This window comes from Tritonibacter aquimaris, assembly GCF_009617595.1.
GTDB classification, from domain to species: domain Bacteria; phylum Pseudomonadota; class Alphaproteobacteria; order Rhodobacterales; family Rhodobacteraceae; genus Epibacterium; species Epibacterium aquimaris.
This window is the reverse complement of sequence record NZ_WIXK01000006.1, coordinates 67,624-81,791: the sequence shown is the minus strand read 5'-3', so window position 1 is coordinate 81,791 and position 14,168 is coordinate 67,624. Positions and strand designations below refer to the sequence as shown.

13 protein-coding genes and 1 pseudogene are annotated in these 14,168 nt (G+C 57.3%); 11 read left to right on the top strand and 3 right to left on the bottom strand.

Features of this window, described 5'->3' with window-relative positions:
* Positions 1–246 precede the first annotated feature (246 nt).
* A pseudogene (locus tag GG681_RS12845) lies at positions 247–516 on the top strand (transposase); the annotation flags it as partial.
* 597 nt (positions 517–1,113) lie between these two features.
* Here GG681_RS12845 and GG681_RS12840 read toward each other — a convergent pair.
* Entirely contained in the window at positions 1,114–1,857 is a 744-nt protein-coding gene (locus tag GG681_RS12840; RefSeq protein ID WP_153548426.1) for a GntR family transcriptional regulator, read from the bottom strand.
* Positions 1,858–2,023: 166 nt separating this feature from the next.
* On the opposite strand from GG681_RS12840, the gene GG681_RS12835 reads away from it, so the two are divergent.
* Genes GG681_RS12835 through GG681_RS12825 form a run of 3 tightly spaced genes read left to right on the top strand, consistent with a single transcriptional unit; the run spans position 2,024 to position 6,468 of the window.
* A complete protein-coding gene (locus GG681_RS12835; RefSeq protein WP_153548425.1) occupies positions 2,024–2,806 on the top strand; it encodes a maleate cis-trans isomerase family protein in 783 nt (260 codons plus the stop codon).
* Between the two features lie 5 nt (positions 2,807–2,811).
* Positions 2,812–3,990: a M24 family metallopeptidase gene (locus tag GG681_RS12830; protein ID WP_153548424.1), complete on the top strand. Its 1,179-nt coding sequence runs from the start codon at positions 2,812–2,814 to the stop codon at positions 3,988–3,990.
* A gap of 18 nt (positions 3,991–4,008) precedes the next feature.
* Positions 4,009–6,468, top strand: coding sequence for a GcvT family protein (locus GG681_RS12825; RefSeq protein ID WP_153548423.1), 2,460 nt, complete (start codon positions 4,009–4,011; stop codon positions 6,466–6,468).
* Positions 6,469–6,511: 43 nt separating this feature from the next.
* Here the strand turns inward: GG681_RS12825 and GG681_RS12820 are convergent, their stop codons facing one another.
* Positions 6,512–6,829: a hypothetical protein gene (locus GG681_RS12820; RefSeq protein WP_153548422.1), complete on the bottom strand. Its 318-nt coding sequence runs from the start codon at positions 6,827–6,829 to the stop codon at positions 6,512–6,514.
* A 14-nt stretch (positions 6,830–6,843) separates the two neighbouring features.
* Between GG681_RS12820 and GG681_RS12815 the strand changes: the two genes are divergently transcribed.
* From GG681_RS12815 to ehuA, 4 genes are all read left to right on the top strand, one after another.
* Positions 6,844–7,692 carry a transporter substrate-binding domain-containing protein gene (locus tag GG681_RS12815; RefSeq protein ID WP_153548421.1) on the top strand — a complete coding sequence of 283 codons (849 nt, stop codon included), beginning with the start codon at positions 6,844–6,846 and terminating at the stop codon, positions 7,690–7,692.
* Between the two features lie 70 nt (positions 7,693–7,762).
* Complete coding sequence (ehuC, locus tag GG681_RS12810; RefSeq protein ID WP_153548420.1) at positions 7,763–8,428, top strand: ectoine/hydroxyectoine ABC transporter permease subunit EhuC; 666 nt, start codon at positions 7,763–7,765, stop codon at positions 8,426–8,428.
* A 3-nt stretch (positions 8,429–8,431) separates the two neighbouring features.
* Entirely contained in the window at positions 8,432–9,100 is a 669-nt protein-coding gene (gene ehuD, locus GG681_RS12805) for an ectoine/hydroxyectoine ABC transporter permease subunit EhuD (RefSeq protein WP_153548419.1), read from the top strand.
* A complete protein-coding gene (gene ehuA / locus GG681_RS12800) occupies positions 9,100–9,915 on the top strand; it encodes an ectoine/hydroxyectoine ABC transporter ATP-binding protein EhuA (protein ID WP_153548418.1) in 816 nt (271 codons plus the stop codon). Before ehuD ends, ehuA begins: the two co-directional genes overlap by 1 nt.
* A 13-nt stretch (positions 9,916–9,928) precedes the next feature.
* Here the strand turns inward: ehuA and GG681_RS12795 are convergent, their stop codons facing one another.
* Positions 9,929–10,804: a LysR family transcriptional regulator gene (locus tag GG681_RS12795; protein WP_153548417.1), complete on the bottom strand. Its 876-nt coding sequence runs from the start codon at positions 10,802–10,804 to the stop codon at positions 9,929–9,931.
* A gap of 127 nt (positions 10,805–10,931) precedes the next feature.
* On the opposite strand from GG681_RS12795, the gene GG681_RS12790 reads away from it, so the two are divergent.
* From GG681_RS12790 to GG681_RS12780, 3 genes are read left to right on the top strand one after another with little or no spacing between them, the layout of a single operon-like run.
* A complete protein-coding gene (locus tag GG681_RS12790) occupies positions 10,932–12,074 on the top strand; it encodes a M24 family metallopeptidase (protein ID WP_153548416.1) in 1,143 nt (380 codons plus the stop codon).
* The gene (locus GG681_RS12785; protein WP_153548415.1) at positions 12,074–12,868 is read left to right on the top strand and encodes a maleate cis-trans isomerase family protein; all 795 of its coding nucleotides are present in this window, start codon (positions 12,074–12,076) and stop codon (positions 12,866–12,868) included. Before GG681_RS12790 ends, GG681_RS12785 begins: the two co-directional genes overlap by 1 nt.
* A gap of 22 nt (positions 12,869–12,890) precedes the next feature.
* Positions 12,891–14,162, top strand: coding sequence for an oleate hydratase (locus GG681_RS12780; protein ID WP_153548414.1), 1,272 nt, complete (start codon positions 12,891–12,893; stop codon positions 14,160–14,162).
* Positions 14,163–14,168: the final 6 nt, after the last annotated feature.

The window sequence follows — 14,168 nt, the reverse complement described above, 5'->3', positions numbered from 1 at the left end:
CGCATTTTCTGAAATCTGCAACCTATGCAAGACTGCATAAGTTGCACAGAAACGCGAGAATGCTCTCCTGAAGAGCACTGTCCCGTATCCACCCTTGAAGCCTCCAAGCTGACCCCGGCGGAAGGCACTTGATCCCAAGGCTGGGCCGAGATCTTCCCGGCCCTCACCTCCGGCGAGCAGACGCTCGCAGTGATCCTCCCCCACTGAAGTGGTCCGCCGTTATGTTTAGGAAAACGGAGGATCAGAATGGCTACGAAGAGACCCAAGCCGGAAGAGATTGTCACGAAGCTACGGCAGGTTGAAGTGCTTGTCAGGCAAGGCATGTCACGGGCGGATGCGATCCGCGAGGTTCGCATTACGGAGGCGGACCTATTAACGTAGCGCAAGCAGTAAGGGGGTATGTGAACCGACCAACTCAGGGAACTGAAGCGCCTCCAGAAAGAGAACGAACGGTTGAGAAAAGCCGTCTCGGATCTGACGTTGGTCAAGTTGATCCTGGCGGAGGCAGCAAAGGGAGTGAAGGCCGTCTAGGAATTGATCCAGTGGATCAATTCAGGCCTGAATGGGCGGAGCCCCTGAGCGGGAGAAGCTTATTCTGCAAGAAAAGGCGGGCAAACCAGCGGTTCCAGCCTGCGCCTTTGAGGGTCCATTCGAACTCGCACTGCAATTCCTCTCAAACTCTTGGAGAATATGGCTGTCAAACGTCAGGCAAACCCGACCCAATGCGGGCTGTCTATAAGGAAAAACTGCCTGCACCTGCCAAGCATTTCCGACCCAAGCCAGGCCGTTTTTCGCTGTAAACGCAGCCAAGGCGCCATCCAGTGTCCTCTTTACGCAGGCAGTTGACGTTGCTGCTTCATGCCGTGGACGGCAGGTTCGAGCCCAATGCACAAAATGCTGCACAACATTTGAGTGTCCGCAGATCGCAGCATAGCGCCATTGGGTAAATCGCGGCCGCAGGCTCTCATGAGTTGGTACTGGCGGCCCTTAGCATACATTAGCAGATATATCATTCATTGAACGCGCCCTGCGCGCGCGGCTTTATGGATTATCGGGCTGCAATTCGAGTTTTGTGAAGGCGAAGCATTAAAGAAAGAGAAGAATAGCTGCGCGTCATCGATCACGGACGACGGCATGCGCCGTAAATTCAGCCAGTTCACCGCGCCATAGTTGGCGTCCAAAACAGAATGGTTGGCCGTCGCGATCCAGAATGACCTGTTCCAGTTCTATGCCAGCTTGGTAGGTCGGTAGGTTCAGCAGCTTGGCCTCTGCCTCGTTCAGCGCGCGCATCCGAATGGAGATATCGCCGGAATGCGCGGGCCTGTTGTATGTCTCTGCCATCAAGCGGGTTGTGGATTGCTCCAGGTTATGGCTGAACATATCCGGAAACAGGTCTGCTATCGCAAATTCCTCTTCGATCAAGGCCGGATGTTCCTTGAGACGGAACAGGCGGGTGTAGGCGTATAGCTCCCGCCCTTCCTCCACCGACAGTTTTTCTGCGAGGGAGGCTGTCGCCTTGATCATCTGTTGTGAGATGAGCTCAATCTTTAACCCAAGTTCGCCCTCTTCGGCGTGTTCCGAAAAGCTGACGGTCTTGCTGATGTCATAGGTCAATCGCTGCGGCGAAACAAAGCGCCCTCGCCGTTCAGAGCTATAGGCTAGCCCTTCCCTTTCAAGCGCCAAAAGGGCACGGCGCGCGGTCATCCTGCTGATGTCAAACTGTTCCCCAAGGATGCGTTCCGAGGGCAAAGCCGCGTGTTCCCGCAATTCGCCGGAACGGATCTGCGCGCGCAGAAACTCTGTAACCCTTTGAAATGCTGGCTCTTTAATCCTTTGAGGACTGTCAACTTTGGTCATTCAACTTCACTTTCATAAGATTTTTCTTGGTATATACCAGATTGCTGGTCTATACCAGATTCTCAAGAACCTACTCTTTGACTGCATGGGATACCCATGAATTTCAAGGCGGGAGGCGACTGGGAGGGAGAACAGCATTGATCAATTCTGTTTCAGGGCAACCGGCATGAGCGCGGGTCCGGACATCCAAAACCTGACAGCGTCGCAAGACACCGGTCTGGGGGCGCGCGCCCGAATTGGGGTGGTAGTATTGCAGTCGGATCAGACCATCGAGCATGAGTTTGCAACGCTTCTGCGTCGAGACGGCATCGCGCTTTATCACGCCCGGATCCCCAATGAGATGGAAGTGACCCACGATACGCTGCGCCAGATGGAGGCTGATCTGCCCGTCGCCGCGGGATTGCTGCCGCGCTCTTTTGAATTTGATGTGATCGGCTATTGCTGCACGTCCGGTGCCACCATGATTGGCGAAGATCGGGTGGATCAGATCCTGCGCGCTGCGCATCCGCAGGCCAAAACCAGCAACCCGATCACTGCCTGCAAGGCGGCCCTGGGCTCTTTGAAGCTCAAACGGATCGCCTTGATCACGCCCTACGCCCCTGATGTGACGACAGAATTGCGTGACAACCTCGCAGCGGCGGGTTTTGAAGTGAATGCGATCGGATCCTTCAATCAAACGGATGATTTCAAGGTCGCCCGCATTTCTTCGGACTGCATCCTTGCTGCAATCAAAGAGATTGGCCAGCGCCCGGATTGCGACGGTGTCTTTGTTTCCTGCACCAGCCTGCGGGTCATGCCCGTCATTGCCGAGGCCGAAGCGCATCTGGGCAAGCCGGTATTGTCGAGCAATCAAGTCACAGCCTGGCACCTGGCCCGGCTGGCCGGGATCACCGATGAAATCGCGTCTGGTGGTTCCCTTTTTCAACAGCAATTGACCTCCAAGGACTGAAACTGATGTCGGATCTGCATCCTGTTGCCCCCCGTGGCTTTGCCACATCCGAGTTTGAGCAGCGTACCGAAGCGGCGCAAAAGATCATGGCGCGCCTTGGCCTTGATGCCATGCTGCTAACCACAGAGCCTGAAGTGCGCTATTTCACCGGCTTTGATACCATTTTCTGGCTCAGCCCCACGCGCCCCTGGTTTGTTATTATTCCTGCTAAGGGCGCGCCAATTGCGGTGATCCCTGAAATCGGCGGCCCCAGCATGGCTTTGACCTGGGTCTCTGATATCCGTACCTGGCTGGCACCGCAGCCCGAAGATGACGGGATTTCGCTGCTGAGCGAGACCCTGCGCGAAGTGATGCCTCAGGGCGGAGTATTGGGCCTGCCTATGGGCCATGAAACTCATATCCGTATGCCTGGGGCGGATCTGCAGAAGCTGCGGGCCGGGCTGCAAGACATCACGCTGGCAGATGCCACCGAGGTGGTCCGCAGCCTGCGCATGGTGAAATCTGAAGCCGAGATCGCCAAGATCGCCCGAATGTGCAGTATTGCCTCCGCCGCCTTTGAGGATCTGCCAAAGCATATCAAGGCGGGCGATACCGAGCGTCAGGCCTTTGCTAAATTTAAGATCGATCTGCTGCAAAAGGGTGCTGATGATGTGCCCTATCTGGTGGGCAGCTCAGGGCCTGGTGGGTTCGAGGATGTGATCAACCGCCCCTCGGATCGGGTGATCGCAGAGGGCGATATGCTGCTGCTGGATACGGGCTCGCTTTATGATGGTTACAGCTGCGATTTTGATCGCAACTTTGCCTTTGGCCATGCCTCGGATGCCGCAAAATCCGCCTATGATTTGGCCTGGCGGGCGACCGAAGCCGGGTTGAAAGCGGCCCGCCCCGGCATCACCACAACCGATCTCTGGGGCGTCATGGCCCAGGTGTTGGAAGAGGGCGGCTGCAGCGGCCATCAGATTGGCCGCATGGGCCATGGGCTGGGCATGCAAGTGACCGAATGGCCCTCTCTGACGCCGGGAGACAAGACCCTGATCGAGGCAGGCATGGTGCTGACACTGGAGCCCGGTCTGGCCTTCGGGGACGGCAAAATGATGCTGCACGAAGAAAACATCGTCATCCGAGAGGATGGTGCAGAGCTGCTGACGCGCCGGACGGCGCGCGAACTTCCAATCATTTCCTAATTTGGCGGGCCAGAGACTATGAGTAAGCAACTTCCATCACAGGCAACGGTCGTCATCATTGGCGGCGGAATCCATGGCTGTTCCGTGGCCTATCATCTGGCCAAACAGGGGCTGACCGATGTGGTCCTGCTGGAGCGCAAACAGCTGACCTCGGGCACCACCTGGCACGCTGCTGGGTTGGTCGGGCAGCTGCAGGGCAGCCATGCCACCACGGCTTTTGCCAAATACGGTATCGAACTGCTGCAAGAAATCGAGGCAGAGACCGGCCAAAACCCGGGCTACCGCCCCTCAGGCTCAATCTCGATTGCGGTGAATGACGAACGTATGGCCGAGCTGAAGCGCAAGGCCGATTTCGCCAAATTGTTCGGGATCGAGGCCCATTATATGGAAACCGCCGAGATCAAGGAGCGTTGGCCGTTGATGAATGCCGACGGTGTGCTGGGCGGGATTCACATGCCCAGCGACGGTTCGGCCAACCCGGTTGATCTGACCACCGCCCTGGCCAAGGGTGCGCGGATGCACGGGGCCAAGATCTTTGAATACACCAAGGTCGAAGAGGTTCTGACCGAGGGGGGCAAGGCCGTCGGTGTGCGCACCGATCAGGGCACCATCCGCGCCGATTATGTGGTCAACTGCGGCGGCATGTGGGCGCGTGAGCTGGGCCGCCAGAACGGAGTTGGCGTGCCGCTCCACGCCTGCGAACACTATTATCTGGTAACCGAAGCCATCGACAATCTGCCCAGCGACCTGCCGGTGCTGCGGTCCTATTGCGACGGCACCTACTGGAAGGAAGATGCGGGCAAGCTTCTCTTCGGCTTTGCTCATTTCCAGGCCAAACCCTGGGGCATGAAAGGCATATCGGAGAGTTTTGAGTACGACAGCCTGCCTTTTGTTGAAGATGACGTGATGGAGGTGCTGGAACTGGCGATGAACCGGGTTCCGCTGTTGCAGGAAACCGGCATCCGCACCTTCTTTAATGGGCCGGAAAGCTATTCCTACGATGGGCGGTTTATTCTGGGTCAGGCACCGGATATTTCGAATTACTTTGTTCTGGGTGGGGTGAATTCCACCGGTATCCAATCCGGTTCTGGAGCTGGTCGCGCATTGGCGCAATGGATCATTGATGGCCACCCGCCGATTGACCTCAGCGAAATGGACCCCAAACGCTGCGAGGAATTCCAGGCGCGCGACCCCTATTTGCAAGAACGTTGCCCGGAAACCTTGGTGCTGACCTATGCCATGCACTGGCCCAACCGCCAGCGGGAAAGCGCGCGCAATCTGCGCCGCTCCCCCTTCTATCATCCAATGAAAGCACTGGGGGCCTGCTATGCAGAAGCCCAGGGTTGGGAGCGCCCCGGCTGGTTCGCGCCCGAGGGGGTAGAGCCCAAGTATGAATACAGTTTTGGCCGCCAGAACTGGTTCGCTCATGTGCAGGAAGAGCAAAAGGCGGCGCGCGAAGCCGTGGCGATGATCGACTACACCATGCTGGGCAAGCTGATGGTCGAAGGCACAGACGCCGAGAGCTTCCTGCAGCGGGTCTGCACCAACAATATGGCCATGAAGACTGGCCGGGTTGCCTATACGCTGATGCTGAACGAGCGTGGCGGCATCGAAAGCGATGTCACCGTGGCGCGTCATGGCGATGACAGCTTCATGGTGATGAGCTCGATCTCGCACACCCGTCGAGACTATCTGCACCTGCGTGATCTGATCCAGCCTGGCGAAGATGTGCGCCTGCGGGATGCGACCCCGGCCTATGGCGTCTTGGGCATTATGGGCCCCAAAAGCCGTGATTTGCTGCAGCGCGTCAGCGGAATTGATGCCTCAAATGAGGCCTTCCCCTTCAACAGCCTGCAGCATTTCCACATTGGCCACGCGCCGGTCTTCGCGCAGCGCCTGTCTTACTCGGGCGAAATGGGCTGGGAGATCTTTATCACCCCCGATTTTGCCGAACACGTCTTTGAAGTTCTGATGCAGGCTGGTCAGCAGGATGACCTGCGGCTGATCGGCGGCGAGGCCCTGAACGCCCTGCGTCTGGAAAAAGGCTTTGTCCATTGGGGTCATGAGATGGCCTATACCGAAGCGCCGCATCAGCTGGGGATGGAGTTTGTCTGCAAGACCAAAAAGCCAATCCCCTTTATCGGGCGCGACGCCTATCTCGCCCGCAAGGCGGAAAACAAAGGGCCCTTCCTGTGTTCGGTGAAGCTTCGTGATCCGGAACCGCTCTTGCACCACAACGAGCCGGTGCTGCGGGACGGCAAGATTGTGGGCTATGTGACCGCGGGGGCTTGGGGGCAAAACCTTGGCGCAGCAGTCGGGCTATGCCTGTTGAACCTGCCCGACGGAGAAACGGACAAGAACAGGGTGGAAGCCGGGCGCTTCACCGTTCTGGTTGAAGGCCAGAGCTATGAGGCGGATGTCAGCCTCTCCCCGTTCTACGACCCAGACAGCAAACGCATGTTGACTGGGGCGGACTGATGGAAACGTCAGGCCGGAAATTGAATACAATAACCTAGAGCTATCAAACTGCAGCATGAAAGGTCATTTTGAAATGCGATTTTGAAGCAATACTCTGGTTTAAACTTCGGAGGGGAGGACGAAAATTACCATGAAACACGAACCAGTTAGAACGGGACATACCCAATCTTTGGCTCGTTTTGAGGATCTTAACAGGGTTGACGACGGAGCACACGAAATCAAACCATAACCTCAAAGAATTCACTGCTCTGCGCGCGATCTGGTTTTCGCTCTCAATAACAGTATCGCACCAGGGCGTGGAAAAAGGAGGCGGGCCGCCGACAAAGGCCAAGCTCGCCTCCGCACCAACAACAAGTTCCATTCAGGGAGGAACCTATGACCTACACACTACTTAAGACACTCAGCACCGCAGCTGTCGCGACCGTTCTGAGCACCGTTTCGGTGTTTGCCGGGCCACTGGAAGATCGGATTGCAGCAGGCGAGCCGATCCGTATCGGCTTTTCCAATATTCCGATCTGGGGCTTCCCGGATGAAGATGGCAACGCCAAGGGGTTTGTAAATGAGATTGCCCTCGGCATTCTGGCGGAAATGGGCCACACGGAAGTGGAAACCACCGTCACCGAATGGGGCGGGCTGATCCCGGGCCTCAAGGCCAACCGTTATGACATGATCACCGGCGGCCTCTATATCCTGAACAGCCGCTGCCAGAACATCGCCTTCTCAGAGCCGATCGGCTCCATGGGCGACGCCTTCCTGGTGCCAGCAGGCAACCCCAAGAACATCAACAACTACCAAGATGTGCTCTCGAACGACGGTTCCATCCTGATCCTGTATTCCGGTGCGAACACCGTAGAGGCTTCGCGCAAGGAAGGCCTGAGCGACGCGCAGATGATGCAGGTGCCTGGTCCAACCGAAACCCTGGCAGCGATGAACGCGGGCCGTGCGGATGCAGCTGCTCTGACTTACTTCGAGGCGCTCTACCTGGCAGAACAGTCCGAAGGTAAATTCGAAGTGACCGATCCCTCGGCGCTGCCAGAGTGGACCAAGAACTGGGTTGGCATTGGTTTCCGTGACGAAGATGCGGAGTTCATGGCCAAGTTCAACGCCGCTTTGGCTGGTTACGTTGGTTCCGACGAAATGCTGAATGCCGTAGCCGAATACGGCTATACATCTTCGCATCTGCCCGGCGATAAGTCGGCAGAATGGGTTTGCGGCAACCGCTGAGTCACCCCTGCAACGAGGCGTTAAGGCCTCGCTGCTCCTTGCACGTTCCTCAAGATGACAGAGCGGGGCCATGAATATTATTGAATTCGTTATCCAGTACTGGCCGCGCCTTTTGGCCGGTACCGGAATGACTGTAGCGCAGTTTTTTCTAGCGGCCATCCTGGGTATAGCCATTGCCCTCATGATGGGGCTGATGAAACTTTCCTCCAACAGGTTGGTCCGCAGCTCTGCGGTCACATATATAGAGATCTTTCGAGGCACCTCCTTGCTGGTGCAGCTTTACTGGATCTTTTTTGTTCTCCCGCTGTTTGGCGTGTCGATTGACAAATTCACCGCCGGCTATGTGGCCGTGGGCATGAACATTGGTGCCTATGGCGCCGAACTGGTGCGAGGCGGCATCCTTTCGGTTCCCAAAGGACAATGGGAGGCAGCCTTGGCGATCAATATGTCGCCGGCACAGCGGATGCGTCGGATCATTCTGCCGCAGGCACTGGTCAATATGCTGCCGCCCTGGGGCAATCTGATGATCGAGCTGCTCAAGGGCACGGCGCTTGTATCGCTGATTTCGGTGGCGGATCTGATGTTTGAAACCAAGCAGATCAACAGTTCCACCTTCCTTTCGGCGCAGGCCTTTGGTGTTGCCCTGGTCATCTACTACATCCTGGCGCGTTTCATGGTCACACCTTTCATGCGCTGGCTAGAGGCCTATATGGCCCGCAAAATGGGGAGGGCTTGATCCATGTTTGATTGGAAATGGGAATTTGCATGGGAAATCCTGCCCCGCCTGATCACCGCAACCGGCAACACCCTGCTGGCAGCCGGGGTCGGCTATGCCATCGCCTTGGTGCTGGGGCTGTTCCTTGCCATTGCGCAGCGCAGCCCCTACCGGTCTTTGACCATTGCAGTGCGTGAATTCGTCGAGTTCATCCGCTCGACGCCGCTGCTGCTGCAGATCTTCTTTATCTTCTATGTGGGGCCGCAGTTCGGCATTCGCCTCAGCCCCTGGATGTCGGGGATGATCGCGATCGGGCTGCACTATGCCTGTTACCTCTCCGAAGTATATCGCGGCGGCATCGACAGTGTACCAAAGGGCCAGTGGGAGGCGGCCATCGCGCTCAACATGTCCACGGTGCAAAAGTACCGCCGTGTCATCATTCCGCAGGCGATCCCTTCTGCCCTGTCGGGCATGGGCAACTATCTGGTTGGCATCTTCAAAGATACGCCAATGCTCTCTGTCATCGGGGTTGCCGAACTCATTCACACCGCCAATGCTATCGGGTCTGAACATTACCGTTTTCTTGAACCCTTCACGATGGTTGGCATCATCTTCCTTGCAATCTCTCTTCCTGCTGCGGGTCTGATCCGGCTGGTCGAAGGGCGTGTGCGTCGTAAACTGGGGCTGAAATAATGCTGGATATGTCAGGTTTTCCAATGGAACTGAGCGGTGAAAACACACCGATGGTAAGTTTCCGCAAAGTGCGCAAATCTTATGGTACGCTCACCGTTCTCGATGATCTTGATCTCGACATCAATGCGGGCGAGATGGTCTCCGTCATTGGTCCTTCGGGGTCGGGCAAGACAACGGTGCTGCGCATGCTGATGACGCTGGAGAAGATCAACGGCGGGGTGATCTATGTGGATGGCAAGCCGCTGACCCATATGCCCAAAGGCGGACAGCTTGTGCCCGCAAACGAGCGCTACCTGCGCAGCCGCCGGGCTGATATCGGCATGTGTTTTCAGCACTTCAACCTGTTCCCGCATATGACGGCGCTCGAGAACTGCATGGAAGGGCCGGTGCAGGTGCTCGGCCTCTCTAAGGCTGAGGCCCGCGACCGTTCCGAAGAACTGCTGGAGCTGGTGGGCATGATTGCCAAGAAGGATCAGCACCCCTCGCGTCTGTCGGGTGGTCAGCAGCAGCGGGTTGCCATTGCACGGGCTCTGGCCATGCGCCCGAAGGTGATGCTCTTTGATGAGGTGACATCGGCGCTGGACCCCGAAGTGATTGGCGAGGTGACCAATGTTATTCGCGGCCTGGTAGCGGAGCATAACCTGACCATGCTGATGGTGACGCATCAGATGGGCTTTGCCCGCGATATTTCAGACCGGGTCTGTTTCTTCTATGGCGGCAAGATCGAAGAGCAAGGCCCCCCGTCCGAGCTCTTTGGCAACCCGCAGCGCGAACGCACCCAGCAGTTCCTCAGCGCGGTGCGCGAAGCGGTGTGACCCAGCTGGCGGGTTAGGCTGCAATTCCGACGTCGCGCAGCAGATCGCGGGTGTGTTGGGAAAGAGTTCCGCTTTGCCAGATAAGGAAATAGGTACGCCCCGTCTTGAGAGGCGTACCTGCCAGCGGGGCCAACCGCCCGGCCTCGATTTCATACTTCAGAACATCAGGGCAGCCCAGAGCAATTCCCTTGCCCCGGATGGCGGCATCCAAAGAGCTGCCGTAAGAGCCGAGATTCACGCGCGGCCCTGCGGCATGCTCCGCAGCACCGGTGAGCTCGATGAAATCCGGCCAGTTGATCCATTTCAGCGCCAGCTTGTCAAAATCCAGCAAGGTGAGCTGCGCCGGATCAGGGTCCTGTGCCAGCAGACTGGGCGCTGCCAATGGCTGCCAGAGCTCTTCGAACAAAACCTCCCCTTCCCAACCTGAAGGAATATCGGTGCCATAGTATACTATGGCGTCATGATCCTGATTGAGGATATCGGCTTCATAGTTGGAGGCAGTGACGCTGACTGGAACAGCATGCGGGCTGAGCAGGTATTCGTTCACTTGTGGCGTTAGCCAGAACTGCGAAACCGCAATATTTGACGCCAATGACAATTTGTCATGGGCGCCCTGGCGCAGCTGACCTATGCCAAGCGCCAGATACTCTAAGGCCTCGGAAGCATTGGCAGCAAGCTTATGTCCGGCCTTGGTCAGATCAACATTGCGGCCCTGGCGCGCAATCAGTTCAACGCCAAGCCAGGTTTCAAGAAATTTGATCCGTTTGCTCACCGCCGCCTGACTGACGCTCAGCTCCTCGGCAGCTCGGGTAAAGTTCTTGTGCCGGGCAACGGTTTCAAAGAACAGCAGATAGTCCAGCGGTGGCAGGGTGCGGCGATAATTTTTCATAACTATGAGTTATCATGATTTGGGATGAAAAGTCATTTTGAAAACGCCATCTCCATCAATAAGCTCATCTTTAATGCACAATTAGGCCCGCCGTGCTTTGGCGTTTTTTTACACAGGGAAACCCGCTATGTTCTCCGACCGCATGCTCCGCCTGCAAACCAAACTGACCGAAGCAGATATCGATGTGGCGCTGATCACCGATGACGACAATGTCTACTATCTGACAGGCTATTACGACTATCTGCATATGGAATTCGGCCGCCCGACCATTTTGGTGGTGCCCAAAGATGGTGAAGCGCTGCTGATCACCCCGACCATTGACCTCAACTCTGCCCAGGCGGCAGCGCGAGTGGGACGGATTGCCCCTTGGAATGATGGCATGGGCAATGAATGGCGCGAGGAACTGCCGGGTGCAGTGAAATACGCTTCCAAAGTGGCGATCGAACCCGGGCATATGCCGCCACCAGTGCGGGCCTATGTGAATGATCTGGTTGATACCGAAGCGCTCACCACTGTCACCCCGATCCTGAACGAGATGCGAATGATCAAATCCGCACAGGAGCTGCAACTGGCCCGTCATGCCGGCGAGGTGGCCACGGCAATGATGAATGCAGGCCGTGCGGCCATCGGCGACGGCGTGCCGGAATTCGAAGTGGCTATTGCCACCAGCCAGGCCGGTACCCGCAAGGCGGCCGAGCTGCTGGCAGCGCATTACGACGATACCGATATGTCGCCCAATACGCATTTTTTGCAGATCATGGCCTCGGGCAAGGATATCATCAAAACCCACCATCGCGCCTCAACCCGGATCATGCGCCATGGCGAGCCGGTGTTCCTGTGTTTCTGCGGCATGACCAATTTCCATCGCTTCAAACTGGGCTTTGACCGCACCTTCTGGATTGGCGAGCCCGACCCGGAGCAGGTGAAGGTTTATGAAGTGGCAGTGGCCAGCCAGAAAGCCGCCCTGGACGCGCTGCGTCCCGGTGTCACTGCCGAAAGCATCCATGCGGAATATGCCGAGGTGATCCAGGGCGCGGGTTTTGAATACCCCTTCCGCTGTGGTCGGGCCACAGGTTTCAGCTTCCTCGAGGCACCACAGCTGGTCACCGGCGACAAGACCATCATCCAGCCGGGCATGGTGCTGGCGGTGGACGGGTCGGTCTCGGTTGACACTTTCCGTGCCCAGGTCGGCGACAGTTTCATCATCACCGAGGACGGCTGGGAGCCGCTCACTCAGCATCCGAAATCCGTTGAAGAGGTCATTCTGTGATGTTCCAGCCAGGTCAAACTATCCAGTCCAAGCCCCGCACTCCCGAAATGGATGGCGGACGTTTCCACCGGGCCAAGCTGGGCTTTATCCTGATGTCCACCGACCCCTCGGCAGAGGGGGATTTCTGGGACATGGCCCCGGAAGGGGTGGCGGTCTATGTCACCCGCCTGAAGACGGATGATCGCACCACCACCGAAACTCTGGCCAAGCACATCGAACATATGGCCGATGCGGCAGCCCGTATTCAGCCCGAGGCCGAGCCGGATGTAATCAGCTACAGCTGCACCTCGGGCTCTATCGTGATCGGCGAAAAGCGGGTCATGGCCGAGATCAAGAAGGGGGCGCCCTGGGCGCAGCCGATGTGTCTGGTACAGGGGGTGCTGGATGCCCTGAACGAGTTGGGGGCCAAGAAACTGGTGGTTGGTACGCCCTATCTGGATGACATTAACACCGCCGAAGCGGAATTCCTGGTCGAGCGCGGCTTTGATGTGCTGGATATCCAGGGGCTCAATATCGCAAGTGGCTGGGATATGGGGCTGGTAACGCCTGAATATTGGAAGAAATTCGCGTTGGAAATCGACCAGCCGGACGCCGATGCGATTTTCCTCAGCTGCGGGGGCGTGCGTTCGCTGCCGGCGGTGGAGGAAATCGAGCAGATCACAGGAAAGCCGGTGATCACTTCGAACCAGGCACAATTCTGGTCCTGCCTGCGCCGCGCGGGCATCATGGATGAGCTGGAAGGCTTTGGCCAGATCTTCAAACATCCCGGCAAGGTGCTGCAACGCACCAGTTAAGGCCTTCGAAAGAATAGAAAAAATGACTAGATTTTCCGCATGGAATGTCTTTTGGCAGGGGATGTCCGGCCAAAAGGGCTGGAGCCGTCAGTGGCGCGATCCCGAACCCAAACCACATTATGATGTGGTGATCATCGGCGGCGGGCTGCATGGGCTCGCCACCGCCTACTACCTGGCAACGAACCACGCCATTACCAATATCGCGGTTCTGGAAAAGGGCTGGATCGGTGGCGGCAATGCCGGACGCAACACCACCATCGTACGCTCGAACTACACCCAGCCGGGTAACCGCGAATTCTATGAACATTCTCTAAAACTCTGGGAAGAGCTGAGCCACGAGCTGAACTACAATGTGATGTTCAGCCAACGCTCCCATATCACCCTGCTGCACAGCCCCGGTGCGATTGATGCGGCGTCGCGCAATTACAATACCATGCGGCTCACCGGCAATGCGGATGCGGAAATCTGGAGCCTAGAGCAGCTGAAAGAAGCTGCGCCACATTTGAACTACGATGCCTCGGCACGTTTTCCGATCATGGGGGCCGCGGTGCATAAACGCGCCGGAACCGCGCGCCATGATGCGGTGATCTGGGGCTATGCACGCGCAGCGGATCAGCTGGGCATCGACATCATTCAAAACTGCGAAGTCACCGGCATTACCCGCGATGGCAATCGGGTCACGGGGGTTGAAACCTCACGCGGCAGAATCAGCACCAACCGGATGGGTTTGGCCGTTGCCGGCAGCACCTCGCGGCTCTGGTCGATGGCAGGGATGCGCCACCTGCCAATCGAGTCCCATAAATTGCAGGCTTTTGTCTCGGAACCGCTGAAGCCACTTTTGGATCAGGTCGTAGTCTTTGGCATGGGTGGTGCGCATTTCTATATCTCCCAGTCGGACAAGGGCGGCATGGTCTTTGGCGGCGATCTCGACTGGTACAAATCCTACGCCCAGAAAGGCAATCTGCCCATTGTTCAAGACGTGGCCGAGGCGGCGATGTCAGTGCTGCCCTGCCTGGGACGTGTGCGGCTGCTGCGCCACTGGTCCGGCGTGGTGGATATGTCGATGGATGGTACGCATTTCATTTCCAAGACCCCGCTGGACAATCTCTATCTGAATGCTGGCTGGAACTATGGCGGCTTCAAGGCCACCCCGGCCTCGGGCACCTATTTTGCCGACCTCATCGCCAATGACCGCCCCCACAGGGTGATCGCCAACCATGATCTCAAACGGTTTGAACGCGGCATCCAGCTGGATGAACGCGGCGCAGGCCCGGATCCCAAACTGCACGGATAAGGAAAA

Coding starts and splice junctions, on each gene's coding strand:
- GG681_RS12780 (WP_153548414.1), top strand. CDS start 12,891: ATGACTAGATTTTCCGCATGGAATGTCTTTTGGCAGGGGATGTCCGGC.
- GG681_RS12835 (WP_153548425.1), top strand. CDS start 2,024: ATGAGCGCGGGTCCGGACATCCAAAACCTGACAGCGTCGCAAGACACC.
- GG681_RS12830 (WP_153548424.1), top strand. CDS start 2,812: ATGTCGGATCTGCATCCTGTTGCCCCCCGTGGCTTTGCCACATCCGAG.
- ehuD (WP_153548419.1), top strand. CDS start 8,432: ATGTTTGATTGGAAATGGGAATTTGCATGGGAAATCCTGCCCCGCCTG.
- GG681_RS12840 (WP_153548426.1), bottom strand. CDS start 1,857: ATGACCAAAGTTGACAGTCCTCAAAGGATTAAAGAGCCAGCATTTCAA.
- GG681_RS12815 (WP_153548421.1), top strand. CDS start 6,844: ATGACCTACACACTACTTAAGACACTCAGCACCGCAGCTGTCGCGACC.
- ehuA (WP_153548418.1), top strand. CDS start 9,100: ATGCTGGATATGTCAGGTTTTCCAATGGAACTGAGCGGTGAAAACACA.
- GG681_RS12785 (WP_153548415.1), top strand. CDS start 12,074: ATGTTCCAGCCAGGTCAAACTATCCAGTCCAAGCCCCGCACTCCCGAA.
- GG681_RS12825 (WP_153548423.1), top strand. CDS start 4,009: ATGAGTAAGCAACTTCCATCACAGGCAACGGTCGTCATCATTGGCGGC.
- GG681_RS12820 (WP_153548422.1), bottom strand. CDS start 6,829: ATGGAACTTGTTGTTGGTGCGGAGGCGAGCTTGGCCTTTGTCGGCGGC.
- GG681_RS12790 (WP_153548416.1), top strand. CDS start 10,932: ATGTTCTCCGACCGCATGCTCCGCCTGCAAACCAAACTGACCGAAGCA.
- GG681_RS12795 (WP_153548417.1), bottom strand. CDS start 10,804: ATGAAAAATTATCGCCGCACCCTGCCACCGCTGGACTATCTGCTGTTC.
- ehuC (WP_153548420.1), top strand. CDS start 7,763: ATGAATATTATTGAATTCGTTATCCAGTACTGGCCGCGCCTTTTGGCC.